Genomic DNA, 16486 nt, shown 5'->3' on the forward strand with positions numbered 1-16486 from the left:
ATTAATCCTCTACGGATTCGGGCACATCATCCATTCCCAGCTCTTTTATCTTGCGGGTGAGAGTGTTTCGCCCCCAACCGAGTAACAGCGAAGCATCCCGGCGTCGCCCCGCCGTCTGTTTCAGCGCCGCCTCAATCATAATCTTTTCAAACGCCGGTACGGCAGAATCCAGAATAGCGGTCGCCCCCTGCTGCAACTGCTTCTCGGCCCAGTTACGCAGCGCCTTCTCCCAGTTGGAGGTCACTACCTGCTCATCGCTGGTCTGATCCAGCAACTCCGGCGGCAGATCACTCACCAGCACCTCACGCCCGGACGCCATAACCGTCAGCCAGCGACAGGTGTTTTCCAACTGACGCACATTACCCGGCCAGGGCAGTGTACTGAGAAACGTCTCGGTATCCGGGTGCAGCAGCTTCGATTCAACATTCAGTTCTTCCGCCGAGCTTTGCAGGAAGTGGCGTGTCAGGCGGGGAATATCTTCCCGCCGTTCTGCCAGTTTCGGAATGTGGATGCGGATAACATTCAGACGGTGGAACAGATCCTCCCGGAAACGCCCCTCCTGAACCAGTTTTTCAAGATCCTGATGGGTTGCCGCGATAATCCGCACATCCACCTTCACTGAGGTGTGTCCCCCTACCCGGTAAAACTCTCCTTCAGCCAGTACCCGCAGCAAACGGGTCTGGGTATCGGCCGGCATATCGCCGATCTCGTCAAGAAACAGCGTGCCGCCATCCGCCTGCTCAAAACGCCCTGGGCGGGCTGAGGCCGCACCGGTAAAAGCACCTTTCTCATGGCCAAACAGCTCCGACTCGATCAGATCCTTGGGAATAGCCGCCATATTGAGTGGGATAAATGGCTTTGATGAACGGGGACTGTGCTGATGCAACGCATTGGCTACCAGCTCTTTACCGGTGCCGGATTCACCGTTGATCAACACCGTAATATTGGACTGAGACAGGCGACCGATCGCGCGAAATACCTCCTGCATTGCCGGGGCTTCACCGATAATCTCGGTCTGAGCCTCGGGCTCTTCACCCCGCTGCTGTTGCTGCTCCCGGGCATGTTCCACTGCCCGCATCACCAGCGCCGCTGCCTCATCTATATCAAAAGGCTTAGGCAGATATTCAAATGCACCGCCCTTGTATGAGGCAACCGCACTATCCAGATCTGAATGCGCTGTCATGATAATAATCGGCAGTTCCGGATGCTCGGCATTCACTCGCTCAAGCAGATCGAGCCCGTTGATACCCGGCATCCGGATATCACTGACAACAACATCCGGAGTCTCCCGCTGAAGTTGCGTTAACATCGTCTCGCCACTTTCAAACAGCGTGACTCTGACCCCTTCGCTGGAGAGGGCTTTATCCATCACCCAGCGAATCGAACGGTCATCATCTACAATCCATACAGATGCAGCCTTAGTCATCATTGTTGCTCCAGAGGTATTAATAGTTGAAAACAGGTCTCACCAGGAACACTACGGCATTCGATCAGCCCCCGGTGTTGCGCCAGTACAGATTGAGCAATTGACAATCCCAGGCCCGTTCCGATAGCTCTGCCACTCACCATCGGATAGAAAATTTTCTGTAACAGCTCTTCCGGAATTCCCGGACCGTTATCGGTGATCTCGACACAGCACACCAGCCGGTGCATCTCAGCACCCAGGGTCAGGTTACGCACTACCCGGGTACGCAACAGAATACGCGGCTCTTCAACGTCTGACTCCTGTAGCGCCTGCATACTGTTACGCACAATATTCAGCACCGCCTGGATCAACTGCTCCCGATCCCCCATAAATTCGGGCAGACTGGGGTCATAGTCGCGCTGAATATGGATCTGACCGCCGACCTCTGCAATCACCAGACTGCTGACATGTTCGAGGATGGAGTGAATATTAACCTCCTCCATGCGCGGCATCTTATGCGGCCCCAGCATCCGGTCAACCAGATTTCGCAGTCGGTCCGCCTCTTCAATAATCACCCGGGTATAATCATGCAGTGCCTCATCAGGAAGCTCACGCTCAAGCAACTGCGCCGCCCCCCGCAATCCGCCCAGCGGATTTTTGATCTCATGGGCTAACCCCCTGACCAGAGAGATCACGGTTTCATGATTGCTCAGCAACTCCTCTTCACGGGAGATCCGGATCAACCGGTCCCGCGGGGTCAACTCAATCAACACCAGACGACCATATCTCTCAGGCATTGGATTAACACTGTAATCAATCGTGATCTCCCGGCCGGTCAGGGTTGTCAGTTTAGCTTCCCGTTTGGTAAATGGATGGCCACTATCCAGAGCACCTTTCAGAGCCTCACTCTCATCGTCCACCAGAAACCAGCTGTGAAAAGGCAGTTGACGCAGACGCCGGGCACTCGCTTCCAGTAACATTTCAGCCGATGGGTTCATATACACCAGCTGTAATTGCCCATCGACCAGCAGTGCCGCCGTCGACAGGTTATCTAATATGTGTTTATGCAGATCCGGTGTTTTCATCTTTGATGTTCTGCCTCAGAAACTGACCATGACTGCGTTCGACTCAACACAGGCGGTTGTTATAAAGATGGTAGCAAAAAGCAAACCAACTCAGTGCACAGTTAAAAATGAGCACCAAATCAAGGATCTACAGGCTCTGCAACCCGTTTTTACCTACCAGCGACAATTATAGAATAGCACCCATTGCACTATTTTAGTGCAACATAATTTGAAGACTAAATCATCGCAAAAAAAAAGCCTCCATAAAGGAGGCTTTTCCGGTTAATCCTGTGGATTAAACAGAGTAGTACAGATCGAACTCAACCGGGTGAGTAGTCTGGCTCACTTTCAGACACTCTTCCTTCTTCAGACCGATATAAGCATCGATCATGTCGTCGGTGAATACACCACCGGCAGTCAGGAAGGCACGATCGTTATCCAGCGCATCCAGTGCCTCTTCCAGAGAAGCAGCAACGGTTGGAATCGCCAGCGCTTCTTCTGCAGGCAGATCATAGAGATCCTTATCAGCTGGATCACCAGGGTGAATCTTGTTCTGAATACCGTCCAGACCCGCCATCATCAGTGCAGCAAAGCACAGGTATGGGTTAGCAGATGGATCCGGGAAACGGGTTTCGATACGGTAAGCTTTAGGATTAGTCACGTATGGAATACGGATAGAAGCAGAACGGTTACGGGCAGAGTATGCCAGCATAACAGGCGCTTCAAAGCCAGGTACCAGACGCTTGTATGCGTTGGTAGAGGCGTTAGTCAGTGCGTTCAGCGCTTTCGCGTGCTTGATAATACCACCGATGTAGAACAGAGCAGTTTCACTCAGACCCGCATAGGCATCGCCGTGGAAGATATTCACGCCATCTTTAGACAGAGACTGGTGAACATGCATACCAGAACCGTTATCACCGACCAGTGGCTTAGGCATGAAGGTCGCAGTCTTACCATATGCGTGAGCAACGTTGTGTACACAGTACTTCAGGACCTGAACTTCGTCAGCCTTAGCCGTCAGGGTGTTTGGACCCACACCGATCTCACACTGACCCGCAGTCGCCACTTCGTGGTGATGTACTTCAATGGTCAGACCCATCGCAGACATTGCATCGCACATCGCCGCACGCAGGTCATGCAGGGAATCAACCGGAGGAACCGGGAAGTAACCCCCTTTAACCCGTGGACGGTGACCGGTATTACCACCTTCAAAGGTGCTGTTAGTAGACCATGAAGCCTCTTCAGAACCGATAGTGTAGCCACAACCACTGATATCCGCGTGCCATTTAACTTCATCAAACACGAAAAACTCTGGCTCAGGACCAAAGATAGCGGTGTCAGCAATACCGGTAGATTTCAGGTAAGCTTCAGCGCGACGGGCAACCGAACGAGGATCACGCTCATAACCCTGACCGGTAGAAGGCTCAACGATATTACAACGAACGATGATGGTTGAATCTTCTGCAAATGGGTCCATAACAGACGCAGAATCGTCTGGCTGCAGGATCATGTCAGACTCATTAATTCCCTTCCAGCCAGCGATGGAAGACCCATCAAACATCTTGCCTTCTTCAAAGAAGTCTTCGCTAATTTCGGTTACTGGGATAGTAACGTGCTGCTCTTTACCGTGGGTATCGGTGAAACGCATATCAACCCACTTAACATCATGCTCTTTGATCAGATTCAGAGTCTCTGACATTTGACTTTCTCCACTAGATTATATTGTCAGACCCCCAACCGATTAGACACAACTGCATAGCAGCCTAACCAGTCAGGTTTGTTTCGCCTTTAAGCAGCAAGTGGTATGCCAGTTTGCGCCAGCACCGAAAACACGCGACATAGAGCGGTTCTGATCAGATTTGAAACAATTTAAACTCTGCAAAATGAACCAAAATAGAGCAAAGAGACAAATATTGAACCAAAATAGTGCATATCCCGTTTTCCCGGTTTACCTGCTCCCTCGCTGCCTCAAAAAGGTGCCATCATATTACTCCAACATATAGTACTTATCCTCTAAAACAGATCAACAAACCGGAAAAAAAACTATTTTTGCCATTGAGTACATAAGAAAGACGCAGCTGCGGAATATCTCATGTATAATGTGCGCTTCTAAAATTTGTCTGCACAGGTCCCCAGACGTGATCGAAAACTTAAGAAACATCGCCATCATTGCCCACGTTGACCATGGTAAAACCACCCTGGTTGATAAACTTCTCTCACAGTCCGGTACACTGGGCCGTCGGGACGAAGGCACCGAACGGATCATGGATTCGAACGACCAGGAAAAAGAACGGGGTATCACCATTCTGGCAAAAAATACCGCCATCGAATGGAACGACTACCATATCAACATTGTTGATACTCCGGGACACGCCGACTTTGGTGGTGAAGTTGAACGGGTACTGTCAATGGTCGACTGCGTTTGCCTGCTGGTAGATGCGGTTGATGGCCCGATGCCGCAAACCCGCTTTGTGACACAGAAAGCCTTTGAACAGGGGCTGCGTCCTATCGTCGTGGTCAATAAAGTAGACCGCCCAGGATCACGTCCGGATTATGTTATCGATCAGGTTTTCGATCTGTTTGACAGCCTCGGCGCAACCGATGAGCAACTGGACTTTCCAATCATCTACGCATCTGCACTGAACGGTGTAGCCGGTAACGAGCCAGATCAACTGGCCGATGACATGACACCGCTGTTTGAAGCGATTGTTAAACATGTAAACCCACCCCAGGTCGATACTGTTGGACCGTTCCAGATGCAGATCTCTGCACTGGACTATAACAGCTATGTCGGCGTTATTGGTGTGGGACGGGTATCCCGCGGTACCGTGAAACTGAACCACGTCGTCAAAGTCATTGATCGTGATGGCAAGGTTCGAAACGGTAAAGTTCAGAAGATCATGGGATATCTGGGCCTGGATCGTATCGACGTCGAGTCTGCACAGGCTGGCGATATTATCTGCGTTACCGGTATCGATGCCCTGAATATCTCCGATACTCTGTGTGACCCGGCAGCCGTCGAAGCGCTACCACCGCTGTCTGTGGATGAGCCGACAGTATCGATGACCTTCCAGGTTAACGACTCTCCTTTTGCCGGTCAGGATGGTAAATTTGTTACCAGCCGCAACATCAAAGACCGCCTGGATCGCGAACTGATTCACAACGTTGCTTTACGCGTTGAGCAGGGTGACTCTCCAGAGAAGTTTAAAGTGTCCGGTCGTGGTGAACTGCACCTGTCGGTGCTGATTGAGTCCATGCGCCGCGAAGGCTTTGAGCTGGGGGTTTCCCGTCCTGAGGTTATTCAGAAAGAGGTTGACGGTAAAACTCACGAGCCTTTTGAGATCGTCATGATCGATGTTGAAGAACAGCATCAGGGCAGCATCATTGAAGAGCTGGGTAAACGCAGAGCGGATATGACCAATATGGAAGTGGATGGCAAGGGGCGTATACGTCTGACTTTCCTGATCCCTTCCCGCGGTCTGATCGGCTTCCGTTCACAGTTCCTGACCATGACTTCCGGTACCGGCATCATGACCTCAGTGTTTGACCACTACGGTGAAGTCAAAGAGGGTGAAGTGCTGAGCCGTAATAACGGGGTACTGGTTTCAATGGTGACCGGTAAAGCACTGGGTTACTCCCTGTGGAACCTGCAGGAACGTGGCCGTCTGTGCATTGAACCCAACATCGAAGTCTATGAAGGGATGATTCTGGGTATTCACAGCCGCAGTAATGACCTTGCGGTCAATCCGATCAAAGGCAAGCAGCTGACTAACGTTCGTGCCTCCGGTACCGACGAAAACATTCAGTTGACACCGCCGGTGCGCTTTACCCTGGAACAGGCTCTGGACTTCATCGAAGATGATGAACTGGTGGAAGTCACACCGCTGAACATCCGCATCCGTAAAAAGATGCTCACTGAGAACGAGCGTAAGCGTCACTCCCGCTCAGGCAAGTAAATGCTTTAACTTTTTCAAAAAGCGTTTATATCTGCACGTAAATAGCCCGGACAGCGACCGCTGTTCCGGGCTATACTCCCGGTGTCTGCCAGACTGACAAGGACACTCATATGAACACCCTCTTTCCCGATATTCACCCGTATAAACAGCACTATCTTGCTGTTGATGATCTGCATACCCTCTATATAGAAGAGAGCGGCAACGCCCAGGGAATCCCGGTTCTGTTTATTCACGGCGGCCCCGGTGGCGGCACCAGCAGCTACCACCGCAGTTTCTTTGACCCGGAAAAATACCGCATTATTCTGTTCGACCAACGCGGCTGTGGCCAGTCTACGCCCCATGCAGAGCTGCAGGATAACACCACTGCGCACCTGATCAGTGATATCGAAAAGATCCGCCTGCACCTCAATGTAGATGAGTGGCTACTATTTGGTGGCTCATGGGGGTCTACCCTCAGCCTGCTGTACGCCGAAAGCTTTCCTGAACGGGTTTCAGGTATGATCCTGCGCGGTATATTCCTCTGTCGGAAACGGGATATCCACTGGTTCTATCAGGAGGGTGCCAGCGCTATCTTCCCGGACTATTGGAAAGAGTACCGAAAAGTGATCCCGGAAGGAGAACGCACAGATATGCTGCAGGCATATTATCAGCGCCTGATATCCGATAATGAAATCGCCCGGATGTCCGCCGCCAAGGCATGGTCTGTCTGGGAGGGACGTTGCTCGACCCTGGACCCTAACGGCGACATCGTTGATCACTTTGGCGATCCCCATATCGCTCTGGCCATGGCGCGGATAGAAGCACACTACTTTATTAACGAAGCCTTTATCGAGCCAGACCAGATTATTCGTGATGCCCACAGAATTCAGCAGATACCCACGGTGATTGTACATGGCCGCTATGATATGGTCTGCCCAATTGAGCAGGCGTTTGCTCTCTATGACGCACTACCCCAGGCTGAACTACACATTGTCAGAGATGCGGGCCACAGTGCGCTGGAAGCGGGTATCACGGACAACCTGATAAAAGCCACCAATCAGTTCGCACAATCTAAAGCCTGATTAAGTCATCCAGGAGTCAAGTTGAAAGCACTTATTCAGCGGGTACAATCCGCCTCTGTTGATATCGCCGGAGAGCGCCATGGTGAGATTGGTGCGGGCATACTCCTGCTGCTGGGGGTTGAAAAAACCGATACCCAGAGCAGCGCAGATAAACTGTTACAGAAGATTCTTAATTACCGGATTTTTGCGGATGCAGAGGGCAGAATGAACCTCAATCTGCAACAACGGCAAGGCGGGTTACTGATCGTATCTCAGTTTACCCTGGTAGCCGATACCGCCAAAGGCCTGCGCCCGGGTTTTTCCAAAGGCGCAACACCGCAACAGGGTGAAGCCCTGTATCAATACTTTGTTGATCAGGCCCGCGCGCAGCACCCTGACGTAGCAACCGGCCGTTTCGGCGCAGATATGCAGGTCAGTCTTATCAACGATGGTCCTGTGACCTTTTTACTGGAAGTCTGACCCCGATGGAAACGACCACCCTGGCACTTGCTGAACGGATATTCCTGACCGTTTTCCCCCTCTTTGCTATTGTTCTCTGTGGTTATCTGTATGGCCGCTATAAAAAACCCGATATGGCTCTGGCCAACCAGTTAAATATGGATATCTTCGTGCCAGCACTGATCTTCTTTGTGCTGTCAGACAAATCCTTTGATCTGGTCAAATACCAGGCACTGGCATTAGCTGCCGCGATCGTCATACTGGGCTCTGGCCTGCTGATCTGGCCGTTGTGCAAGCTGCTGAAAGTACAACCAAAAACCTTTCTCCCACCAATGATGTTCAGCAACAGTGGTAATCTGGGGCTGCCCCTGATTATCCTGGCCTTTGGCGAACAGGCTCTGCCCGCGGCGATCATGCTGTTTATTGTTGAGATGACCCTGCATTTTACCGTCGGTATCTATATGATGGATCATCGCACCCACCCCTGGCGACTGTTGCGCATGCCCATCATTATCGCCACCATCGCCGGGCTAGGCTGGAGCAGCCTCAATCTCACAGTACCCGCCTCCATCGCCACCGCATTGGATATGCTGGGACAGATCTCGATCCCTCTGTTACTGTTCACCCTTGGGGTTAGACTGATCACGGTCGACTTCAGCGCCTGGAGAATCGGTATCACAGGTGCCATCATCAGTCCGGCTATCGGCGTTGTCATCGCTTTTTTAATCCAGCAACTGTTACATCTTGAAGCGCAACAGTTTGCCTATCTGATTATCTTTGGCGCGCTGCCTCCCGCAGTGCTTAACTACATTGTTGCCGAGCAATATAACCAGGAACCGAAACAGGTCGCATCGATTGTTTTACTCGGTAATATGGGCGCACTGATCTTCATCCCCCTCACACTGGTGTTTGTGCTATAAAAAAGGCTGCCATAAGGCAGCCTCTACAACATTTTTCACAACAATAAGTGCTTAAACCTTACTGCGGCTCATCCACCATAATGCTTTGCAGGTTTTTAGCCACAGTCGAACTGCCTATGCCCTTCACGTTCGCCAGCTCGTCAACCGTTTTGAACGGGCCATTTGCTTCACGGTAATCAATGATCGCTTTCGCCTTTGCTGGCCCCACCCCCTGCAGCACTTCAGCAAGCTGATCGGCAGTGGCGGTGTTGATGTTCAGCATTGGCTCGGCAGAGACTCCCAGAGGCAGACTCAGGCACAGACACAGTACTATCGATTTAAGACACGAATTCCATTTCATAGCTATTTCCTTCTGGTTAATAAAAAAGCCGGTAAACACCGGCTTTACTATTAATAGCATATGACAAAAATGTGACAACTAACGTGCCGCAAGAATCTCCTGTTCGATCCGTCCCAACGCGTCAACCGGCACCTGAGCCTGGGTAATCGGTCGCCCGATAACCAAATGTGTACTGCCGGCAACAATGGCCTCACCCGGAGTCATAATACGCTTCTGATCCCCCACTTCGGCATCCGCAGGACGAATACCCGGCGTCACCAGTTGGAAGTCCGCAGAAACGAGCTGTCGAAGAGGCCGGACCTCCTGCGCTGAACAGACCACACCATCCAGCCCGCTGTTCTGCGTCAGTAGTGCAAGACGTTTAACCTGTTCGAGAGGATTAATATCCAGACCGATATCTGCCAGATCCTGCTGTTCCATACTGGTCAGGACGGTCACTGCGATCAGCAGTGTTTGCGCCCCATTAACCTGATCTAACTCGTTGCGCGCTGCTTCCATCATCCGTCGGCCGCCGGAGGCATGCACATTAACCATCCATACCCCCATCTCAGCAGCAGCTCTCACCGCTTTGGCCGTGGTGTTAGGAATGTCATGAAATTTGAGATCCAGAAAAACCTCAAACCCTTTGTTGTGCAACGCTTCAACCACTGCGGGCCCCGCCCGGGTAAATAACTCTTTGCCGACTTTAACACGACATCTTTCAGGGTCCAGTTGATCCGCCATCTTCAGGGCTGAAATCTGGTCCGGGTAATCCAGCGCAACAATAACCCGCTTTAAATCATTCATTCGGCTACTTCTCATACAGATTCTGATCCGGTCTACTCACCCTCAAGACCCTGGATCGGTTTAGTCGTTCCCCAACTCTGACAGGAGGGGCATTGCCAGTGCAGGGATTTACCTGAAAAACCACATCGCTGGCAATTATACACAGGCTTGCTCAGTTCGAGCTGCCCCGTCAGCCCCCGCAACACCATCAGGCTTTCATTGGTCCCTTTTGAGGCGTGGGCAATATACAGATCTATCAGCTGATTAAAACCTTTCACAGAGGGCCTGTGCTTCAGTTGATCGGTAATAAAGGCTCCGGCTGGGTACGCCCCCTGCCGCTCAAGTATCATATCAGCCTGCGCCAGCATAATACTGGTAGATGGATATTTGCTTAACCACTGCTTCATCAGCTTTTCATAATCGGCCATCTGATTCAGCTCAGAATAACACTGCTTCAGTCGCTTTACCGTTTCGGAGAGAAACAGCGGGTCCTGCACCGCTATCCGCTTCAACTCGCGAATAGCGCCTTTCCAGTCTTCCTGCCTGATGGCCATATCAGCAGATAACAAGCTGGCGCGGACACACCCCTTATCGAAGCTCAACGCCGTATTTAATTTACCCACCGCATGACGATAGCGCTGCTGCCCAATGTAGCCCTCTGCCAGCTCACAACAGTAGTGACTCAGCTCCACCTCAAGTCCTTCGAGCTCATCAGCACTGAGTTGCCGGGCAACCTCGATCGCACGCTGCCACTCTTTCTCTTTTTCATAGAGCTTAATCAGCAGGGATATCGCTTTCTGTTGAGTCTGCGGGCCGGGTCGCTGGGACTGAATCTCCAATAGCAGGTTCTCGGCACGATCAAAAAGCCCCACAGCGAAGTAATCCCGGGCCAGCGCCATCTGAATACGCAGAAAATCCTCGCGACTCAGGTCTGACCGGGCTAACAGATTCTGATGGATCTGAATGGCACGTTCGACATCCCCTTTCTTTCGAAACAGCTTAGCCAGGGCCAGGTGGGCAGGTATGGTGTCTGAGTTAACTTCCAGTGCACGGATAAAGCTCTCAATCGCTTCGTCAGTTTTTTCACTGAGAAGAAAATCGAGCCCACGAAAATACTCCTGTTGCAGGGTATTTTGCGCTGGCAAGCTATTATCCCGTTGGCGACGCCCCAACAGCCAGCCGAGCGCCACCGCAATAAACAGCGGGATAATAAACAGATAATCATTCATTTCATGAAGAGCGTTTCAGTGACGCCGTGCGCAACTGATCTAGCTCCTTGTCACTAGAACTGATCTTACGTTTTGCCGCTTTCAGTTTTAGTTTCAGTACCATGACAAACAGACTACTCACCAGCACTCCGGCGATTCCGCCAACGACAAAGCTTGCCATCAACCAGATCGACAGACTGGCTTCAGGCAGCGTAAAGAAGAACATATTAATACTCACCAGCTCGGTATTGAGCGTGGCGAAGGTCCAGCCACAGAACAGAAATACGATACAGAGAGCCAGCACCAGCAGCGTTTTTAACCAACGCATTTATCTACCCCTAAAGTTATTTAATCCCTTAAGACCGCCCGTTTTTCAGACTGTCATTGACCTGCTCACGCAGTTCCTTACCTGGTTTAAAATGCGGTACATATTTGGCGTCCAGCGACACTGAATCACCGGTTTTTGGGTTGCGACCAACACGAGGCGCCCGAAAATGAAGGCTGAAACTACCAAACCCCCGGATCTCAATACGATCCCCCTGAGCAAGAGACTCAGTCATATGGTCCAGCATAGTTTTAACTGCCAGCTCTACATCTTTTATTGAAAGCTGTTCATTCTGGTCAATCAAACGCTCGATCAGTTCAGACTTAGTCATGCTCACCCCCTGACAGTGGTTGGCCTGGTAACGACCAGACCTCTCATCAGAAATTATGTGTATCCGTTACTATTTCTTTTCCAGCTGAGCTCTGATGAGATCACCGATAGTCGTCGGGCCTTCAGATTCAACCTGCTGGTGCTTAATGGCATCCAGAGCCTGTTTTTCCTGCCGTTTTTCAACCTGTTTCACCGACAGAGCGATTGATCGGGTGCGCCGGTCAATATTCACCAGCATCACCTCGATATCCGCTCCAACGCTGAACATATGCGTCAGATCATCGACCCGTTCAAACGAGGCTTCCTGTACCTTAACGGTACCCTCGACCCCTTCAGCCAGTGTTACCACCAGTTGCTTCGGCTCAACCTGAGCAATTTTACCCTGAACCACCGCACCTTTTGCATTGCTGGCGGTATATTCAGAAAAAGGATCACTACCTAACTGCTTAATCCCCAGTGAGATACGCTCTCGCTCAGAATCAACCGCCAGCACCACCGCACTCACAGTATCCCCCTTCTTGTAGGCTTTTACCGCTTCATTACCGTCCTGATCCCAGGAAAGGTCGGACAGGTGGACCAGGCCATCGATACCGCCATCAAGCCCGATAAAGACGCCAAAATCGGTGATCGACTTGATCACACCAGTGATCTCAGTACCTTTTGTATATCGCTCTGCGAAGGCATCCCAGGGGTTAGCCTGACACTGCTTCATCCCCAGAGAGATACGACGGCGCTGTTCATCAATATCGAGAATCATCACCTCGATCTGATCGCCTAGCTGAACCACTTTGGAGGGATGAACATTCTTATTGGTCCAGTCCATCTCAGACACATGGACCAAACCTTCAATCCCTTCCTGAATTTCAGCAAAACAGCCATAGTCAGCAATATTGGTCACTTTGGCTGTCACTTTAGTACCAACCGGGTGGGCCGCCTTGAACTCATCCCAGGGATCAGGAGTCAGCTGCTTCATGCCCAGGGATACGCGGCTCTTATCACGATCATAGCGCAGTACTTTCACATCGATCTCATCACCGATGCTAAGCAGTTCACTGGGATGCTTAACACGTTTCCAGGCGATATCGGTTATATGCAGTAAACCATCCACCCCTCCCAGATCGATAAAGGCACCATAATCGGTAAGGTTTTTCACCACACCTTTTACCGTCATCCCCTCATTGAGGGTTGCCAGCAGTTTCTCCCGCTCCTCATTGTAGGCGGTTTCAAGCACTGCGCGCCGGGATACAACAATATTATTACGCTTGGCATCCAGCTTAACCAGCTTAAACTCAAGCTCTTTGTTTTCTATATGAGAGGTGTCCCGCAGCGGGCGAATATCGACCAGAGACCCCGGCAGAAAGGCGCTGATAGAGTTCACGTCAACCGTGAAGCCGCCACGCACTTTGCCGGTGATGCGCCCGGTAATAATCTCGTCATTCTCAATCGCTTTTTCCAGCACTTCCCAGGCTTCTGCCCGTTTGGCTTTTTCACGAGAGAGCTGAGTTTCACCCGAACCGTCTTCAAGAGCGACCAGCGCAACTTTAACCTGATCACCGACTTCGATGTTCAGCTTACCCTCATCATCCAGAAACTGCCCCCGGGGGATGATCCCTTCCGACTTCAGTCCCGCATTAACGACGACAAAATCGCCATCAACCGCGACAACGGTACCAGTCACAATAGAGCCCGGTTGCATATCCAGCTCTTTCAGACTCTCTTCAAACAGCTCAGCAAAACTCTCATTCATACCGGCTAAACCTCATTTTTTGCCGTTAACGCAGACCCTTATGTCTCGCCTGATCCAGCACAGAAGCCAATACCTCTTCGATACTCTGGTCAGTCGTATCAAGGCAGATAGCATCTTCTGCAGGCTTAAGAGGCGCTACAGCACGGTTCATATCACGCGCGTCTCTTGCCTGAATATCCTCCAATATTGCCTGAAGACTAGCACCCAGACCCTTATTTATCAACTGGTTATAACGGCGGTTTGCACGCTCTTCTGCGCTGGCCGTCAAATAAACTTTCAGTGGAGCATCAGGAAAAACGACGGTGCCCATATCCCGGCCGTCGGCAATCAGCCCCGGTTCTGACACAAAAGCCCGCTGCCGCTCAAGCAGGGCGGCCCTTACCGAACCAATGGCAGCGATAATCGAGGCATCCGCACCGCACTCTTCGGTACGGATCGCGTTAGTTACCTCTTCCCCTTCCAATATAATGGAAACTTCCTGTTGATTCGCCGAGGTGCCGAACTGCACGTCCAGATGCGCAGCCAGTACCACCAGCGCATCCTCATCGTCCAGCGCAACCCCATGATGACGGGCAGCCAGACCTACCAGCCGGTACAACGCGCCGCTATCAAGCAGATTCCAGCCCAGCTCACGGGCCAGTAAACTACAGATTGTTCCCTTACCTGACCCACTGGGACCATCGACTGCTATAACCGGGAAATCGCCCATATTACTTCTCCTCCTTGCGTACCCGGATACCCACGTGCTGAGCCAGCTCAATGAAATTAGGGAATGATGTCGCCACGTTTGCACATTCGCGAATCTCAATGTTTCCTGTAGCACGCAGAGACGCTATGGTAAATGACATCGCAATGCGGTGATCGTCATGACTCTCTATCACACCGCCGCCCATTTTGCTGCCACGAATAATCGCGCCATCCGGCGTGCCTTCGATATCAGCTCCCAGTGTTTTCAATCCATCCACCATCGCCTGAATACGGTCACTCTCTTTGACCCGCAACTCTTCGGCACCGGTAAGCACTGTTTCGCCTTCCGCACACACCGCTGCGATAAACAGCGCAGGAAATTCATCGATCGCCAGTGGCACCTGATCTTCGGGTATTTTAATCCCTTTAAGCGGCGCATAGCGGATGCGAATGTCGGCGACCGGCTCACCACCTACCTCCCGCTCGTTGAGAAGTTCAAGATTACTCCCCATCGCCCGCAAAATATTGATCACACCGATCCGGGTGGGATTGATGCCGACATGCTCCAGAGTAATATCCGAGCCGGGGCAGATGGCCGCAGCCACCATAAAGAACGTTGAAGAGGAGATATCTGCCGGCACATCAATTTTCGTTGCTTTCAGACTGCCGCCACCGGCCAGAGAAACCTTATTACCGTCCACATCCACCGGGTAACCGAAGCCTCGCAGCATACGCTCTGTGTGGTCCCGGGTGGGCGCAGGCTCGATAACAGTGGTCTCACCTTCGGCATAAAGACCCGCCAGCATTACACAGGATTTAACCTGAGCACTGGCCATCGGCATCTCATAACTGATCGCTTTCAGCGCCTGACCGCCCTTAATTTTTACTGGCGGGCAGCCGTTTTCTCCCGTTTCTACCTGCGCCCCCATCAGACGCAGCGGCTTAGCCACGCGTTCCATCGGACGCTTACTCAGCGACGCATCGCCACTGAGTTCGGAATCAAAGGACTGACCGGCCAGCAGACCTGACATCAGTCGAATAGTGGTGCCGGAGTTACCAACATAGATAGGCCCCGGTGGCTGACGTAAGCCGTTAATACCGACACCATAAATTTTTACTGCGCCCTGATGCGGGCCTTCAATCACAACTCCCATATCACGAAACGCCTGCAACGTCGCCAGGCTATCCTCCCCTTCCAGGAAGCCGGTAATCTCTGTCACTCCGTCGGCCAGCGATCCCAGCATAATGGAACGGTGAGAGATCGATTTGTCACCCGGAGCCCGAATAGTACCCTGCACCTGACCACCCGGTTGTGCATAGAATGTAGTATCTTTAGTCATCATATTATTTTGCGTGTACGCTGAGCCCGATAAAATTTTTGAAAAGTGTTCGCGTGCGGCTTTAGCCCGGGTAAAGATCCCCAGCATCGCCACACTGTCTTCAGTCTCGATCGCCTTGCGCAGCCGACCAACACCCGCTGTAAATTCATCAATCTTTTGCAGGATTGCCTGCTTATTCGCCAAGCCAATATCGTGCCACATGGTAGGATCGCTGGCAGCAACACGGGTAAAATCCCTGAAGCCTCCCGCTGCATAGCGAAAGATGTCATTACAATCCTGCTCCTGCGCCAGCGTATCCACCAGGGAAAACGCCAGCAGGTGTGGCAGATGACTGGTGGCTGCCAGTACTTCATCATGCCGTTCAACATCCATCTGCAACACCTGCGCTCCGACAGCCTGCCACATCCGGGCAATCAGTGTCACAGCGTCTGAATCGCTCTGCGGCAGCGGTGTAATAATCACCTTATGATGTTCAAATAGTGTTGCATCGGCTGCAGCCACACCACTTTTCTCAGACCCCGCAATGGGGTGTCCGGGAATAAACCGGTTTGGTACACAACCAAACAGTCTTGTCGCTGAGCGCACCACGTTGCCTTTAACACTGCCGACATCTGTGAGAATAGTGTCCGTCCGCAAAACTGGCAATATTTCAGCAAGCACCGTTTCTATCGCTTTCACCGGTACCGCCAGAACTATCACGTCAGCCTGGGCTGCTGCAGCCAGCAGGTCTGCGGCAGCCTCGTCAACAATACCCAGACGAAGCCCGGTCTCCAGTTCATCTTTGTCCCGGTCATATCCAATCACTGTACGGCAGATACCGCGTGTCCGCAGAGCACTCGCCAGGGAGCCGCCAATCAGACCTAAACCGATAACCAGAACCCTTTCAGTCAAACATCTCAC

15 protein-coding genes are annotated in these 16486 nt (G+C 51.7%); 4 read left to right on the forward strand and 11 right to left on the reverse strand.

Annotation, left to right across the window (positions count from 1 at the left end; translation table 11 throughout):
* Nucleotide 1: 1 nt before the first annotated feature.
* The 3 genes from glnG to glnA form a co-directional block, all read right to left on the reverse strand.
* Complete coding sequence (gene glnG / locus BMY09_RS14545) at nt 2–1426, reverse strand: nitrogen regulation protein NR(I) (protein ID WP_091360075.1); 1425 nt, start codon at nt 1424–1426, stop codon at nt 2–4.
* Nucleotides 1426–2490 (reverse strand): nitrogen regulation protein NR(II), encoded by a 1065-nt coding sequence (glnL, locus tag BMY09_RS14550; protein ID WP_091359770.1) that lies wholly within the window; start codon nt 2488–2490, stop codon nt 1426–1428. The genes glnG and glnL overlap by 1 nt, the downstream gene beginning before the upstream one ends.
* Before the next feature lie 274 nt (nt 2491–2764).
* Nucleotides 2765–4168, reverse strand: coding sequence for a glutamate--ammonia ligase (gene glnA, locus BMY09_RS14555; protein WP_091359773.1), 1404 nt, complete (start codon nt 4166–4168; stop codon nt 2765–2767).
* 439 nt (nt 4169–4607) lie between these two features.
* Here glnA and typA point away from each other — a divergent pair, with 439 nt between their 5' ends.
* The 4 genes from typA (at nt 4608) to BMY09_RS14575 (ending at nt 8844) form a co-directional block, all read left to right on the forward strand.
* Nucleotides 4608–6425 (forward strand): translational GTPase TypA, encoded by a 1818-nt coding sequence (gene typA / locus BMY09_RS14560; RefSeq protein ID WP_091359776.1) that lies wholly within the window; start codon nt 4608–4610, stop codon nt 6423–6425.
* 110 nt (nt 6426–6535) lie between these two features.
* The gene (pip, locus tag BMY09_RS14565; RefSeq protein WP_091359778.1) at nt 6536–7486 is read left to right on the forward strand and encodes a prolyl aminopeptidase; all 951 of its coding nucleotides are present in this window, start codon (nt 6536–6538) and stop codon (nt 7484–7486) included.
* 21 nt (nt 7487–7507) lie between these two features.
* Nucleotides 7508–7945, forward strand: a complete 438-nt coding sequence (gene dtd, locus BMY09_RS14570) for a D-aminoacyl-tRNA deacylase (RefSeq protein ID WP_091359780.1) — start codon at nt 7508–7510, stop codon at nt 7943–7945.
* A 5-nt stretch (nt 7946–7950) separates the two neighbouring features.
* A complete protein-coding gene (locus BMY09_RS14575; protein ID WP_091359783.1) occupies nt 7951–8844 on the forward strand; it encodes an AEC family transporter in 894 nt (297 codons plus the stop codon).
* 58 nt (nt 8845–8902) lie between these two features.
* On the opposite strand, the gene BMY09_RS14580 is transcribed toward BMY09_RS14575, so the two are convergent.
* The 8 genes from BMY09_RS14580 to BMY09_RS14615 form a co-directional block, all read right to left on the reverse strand.
* Nucleotides 8903–9184, reverse strand: coding sequence for a ComEA family DNA-binding protein (locus BMY09_RS14580; RefSeq protein WP_091359785.1), 282 nt, complete (start codon nt 9182–9184; stop codon nt 8903–8905).
* 78 nt (nt 9185–9262) lie between these two features.
* Nucleotides 9263–9970, reverse strand: a complete 708-nt coding sequence (pyrF, locus tag BMY09_RS14585; protein WP_091359787.1) for an orotidine-5'-phosphate decarboxylase — start codon at nt 9968–9970, stop codon at nt 9263–9265.
* Between the two features lie 32 nt (nt 9971–10002).
* Nucleotides 10003–11178, reverse strand: a complete 1176-nt coding sequence (lapB, locus tag BMY09_RS14590) for a lipopolysaccharide assembly protein LapB (protein ID WP_091359790.1) — start codon at nt 11176–11178, stop codon at nt 10003–10005.
* 1 nt (nt 11179) lies between these two features.
* Entirely contained in the window at nt 11180–11485 is a 306-nt protein-coding gene (locus tag BMY09_RS14595) for a lipopolysaccharide assembly protein LapA domain-containing protein (RefSeq protein WP_091359793.1), read from the reverse strand.
* A gap of 28 nt (nt 11486–11513) precedes the next feature.
* Entirely contained in the window at nt 11514–11867 is a 354-nt protein-coding gene (gene ihfB, locus BMY09_RS14600) for an integration host factor subunit beta (protein WP_261833006.1), read from the reverse strand.
* A 15-nt stretch (nt 11868–11882) separates the two neighbouring features.
* Entirely contained in the window at nt 11883–13559 is a 1677-nt protein-coding gene (gene rpsA, locus BMY09_RS14605; RefSeq protein ID WP_091359796.1) for a 30S ribosomal protein S1, read from the reverse strand.
* 25 nt (nt 13560–13584) lie between these two features.
* Nucleotides 13585–14268, reverse strand: coding sequence for a (d)CMP kinase (gene cmk / locus BMY09_RS14610; protein ID WP_091359798.1), 684 nt, complete (start codon nt 14266–14268; stop codon nt 13585–13587).
* Nucleotide 14269: 1 nt separating this feature from the next.
* Nucleotides 14270–16486: a bifunctional prephenate dehydrogenase/3-phosphoshikimate 1-carboxyvinyltransferase gene (locus BMY09_RS14615; protein WP_245756600.1), complete on the reverse strand. Its 2217-nt coding sequence runs from the start codon at nt 16484–16486 to the stop codon at nt 14270–14272.

Origin of the sequence: Amphritea atlantica, from assembly GCF_900111095.1 — a bacterium.
Taxonomy (GTDB): Bacteria; Pseudomonadota; Gammaproteobacteria; order Pseudomonadales; family Balneatricaceae; genus Amphritea; species Amphritea atlantica.

Bases quoted from the DNA above. Each gene is read 5' to 3' on its own strand.
- BMY09_RS14595 (WP_091359793.1), bottom strand. From the start codon at position 11,485: ATGCGTTGGTTAAAAACGCTGCTGGTGCTGGCTCTCTGTATCGTATTT.
- rpsA (WP_091359796.1), bottom strand. From the start codon at position 13,559: ATGAATGAGAGTTTTGCTGAGCTGTTTGAAGAGAGTCTGAAAGAGCTG.
- glnL (WP_091359770.1), bottom strand. From the start codon at position 2,490: ATGAAAACACCGGATCTGCATAAACACATATTAGATAACCTGTCGACG.
- glnG (WP_091360075.1), bottom strand. From the start codon at position 1,426: ATGACTAAGGCTGCATCTGTATGGATTGTAGATGATGACCGTTCGATT.
- pip (WP_091359778.1), top strand. From the start codon at position 6,536: ATGAACACCCTCTTTCCCGATATTCACCCGTATAAACAGCACTATCTT.
- pyrF (WP_091359787.1), bottom strand. From the start codon at position 9,970: ATGAATGATTTAAAGCGGGTTATTGTTGCGCTGGATTACCCGGACCAG.
- cmk (WP_091359798.1), bottom strand. From the start codon at position 14,268: ATGGGCGATTTCCCGGTTATAGCAGTCGATGGTCCCAGTGGGTCAGGT.
- BMY09_RS14580 (WP_091359785.1), bottom strand. From the start codon at position 9,184: ATGAAATGGAATTCGTGTCTTAAATCGATAGTACTGTGTCTGTGCCTG.
- lapB (WP_091359790.1), bottom strand. From the start codon at position 11,178: ATGAATGATTATCTGTTTATTATCCCGCTGTTTATTGCGGTGGCGCTC.
- BMY09_RS14575 (WP_091359783.1), top strand. From the start codon at position 7,951: ATGGAAACGACCACCCTGGCACTTGCTGAACGGATATTCCTGACCGTT.
- glnA (WP_091359773.1), bottom strand. From the start codon at position 4,168: ATGTCAGAGACTCTGAATCTGATCAAAGAGCATGATGTTAAGTGGGTT.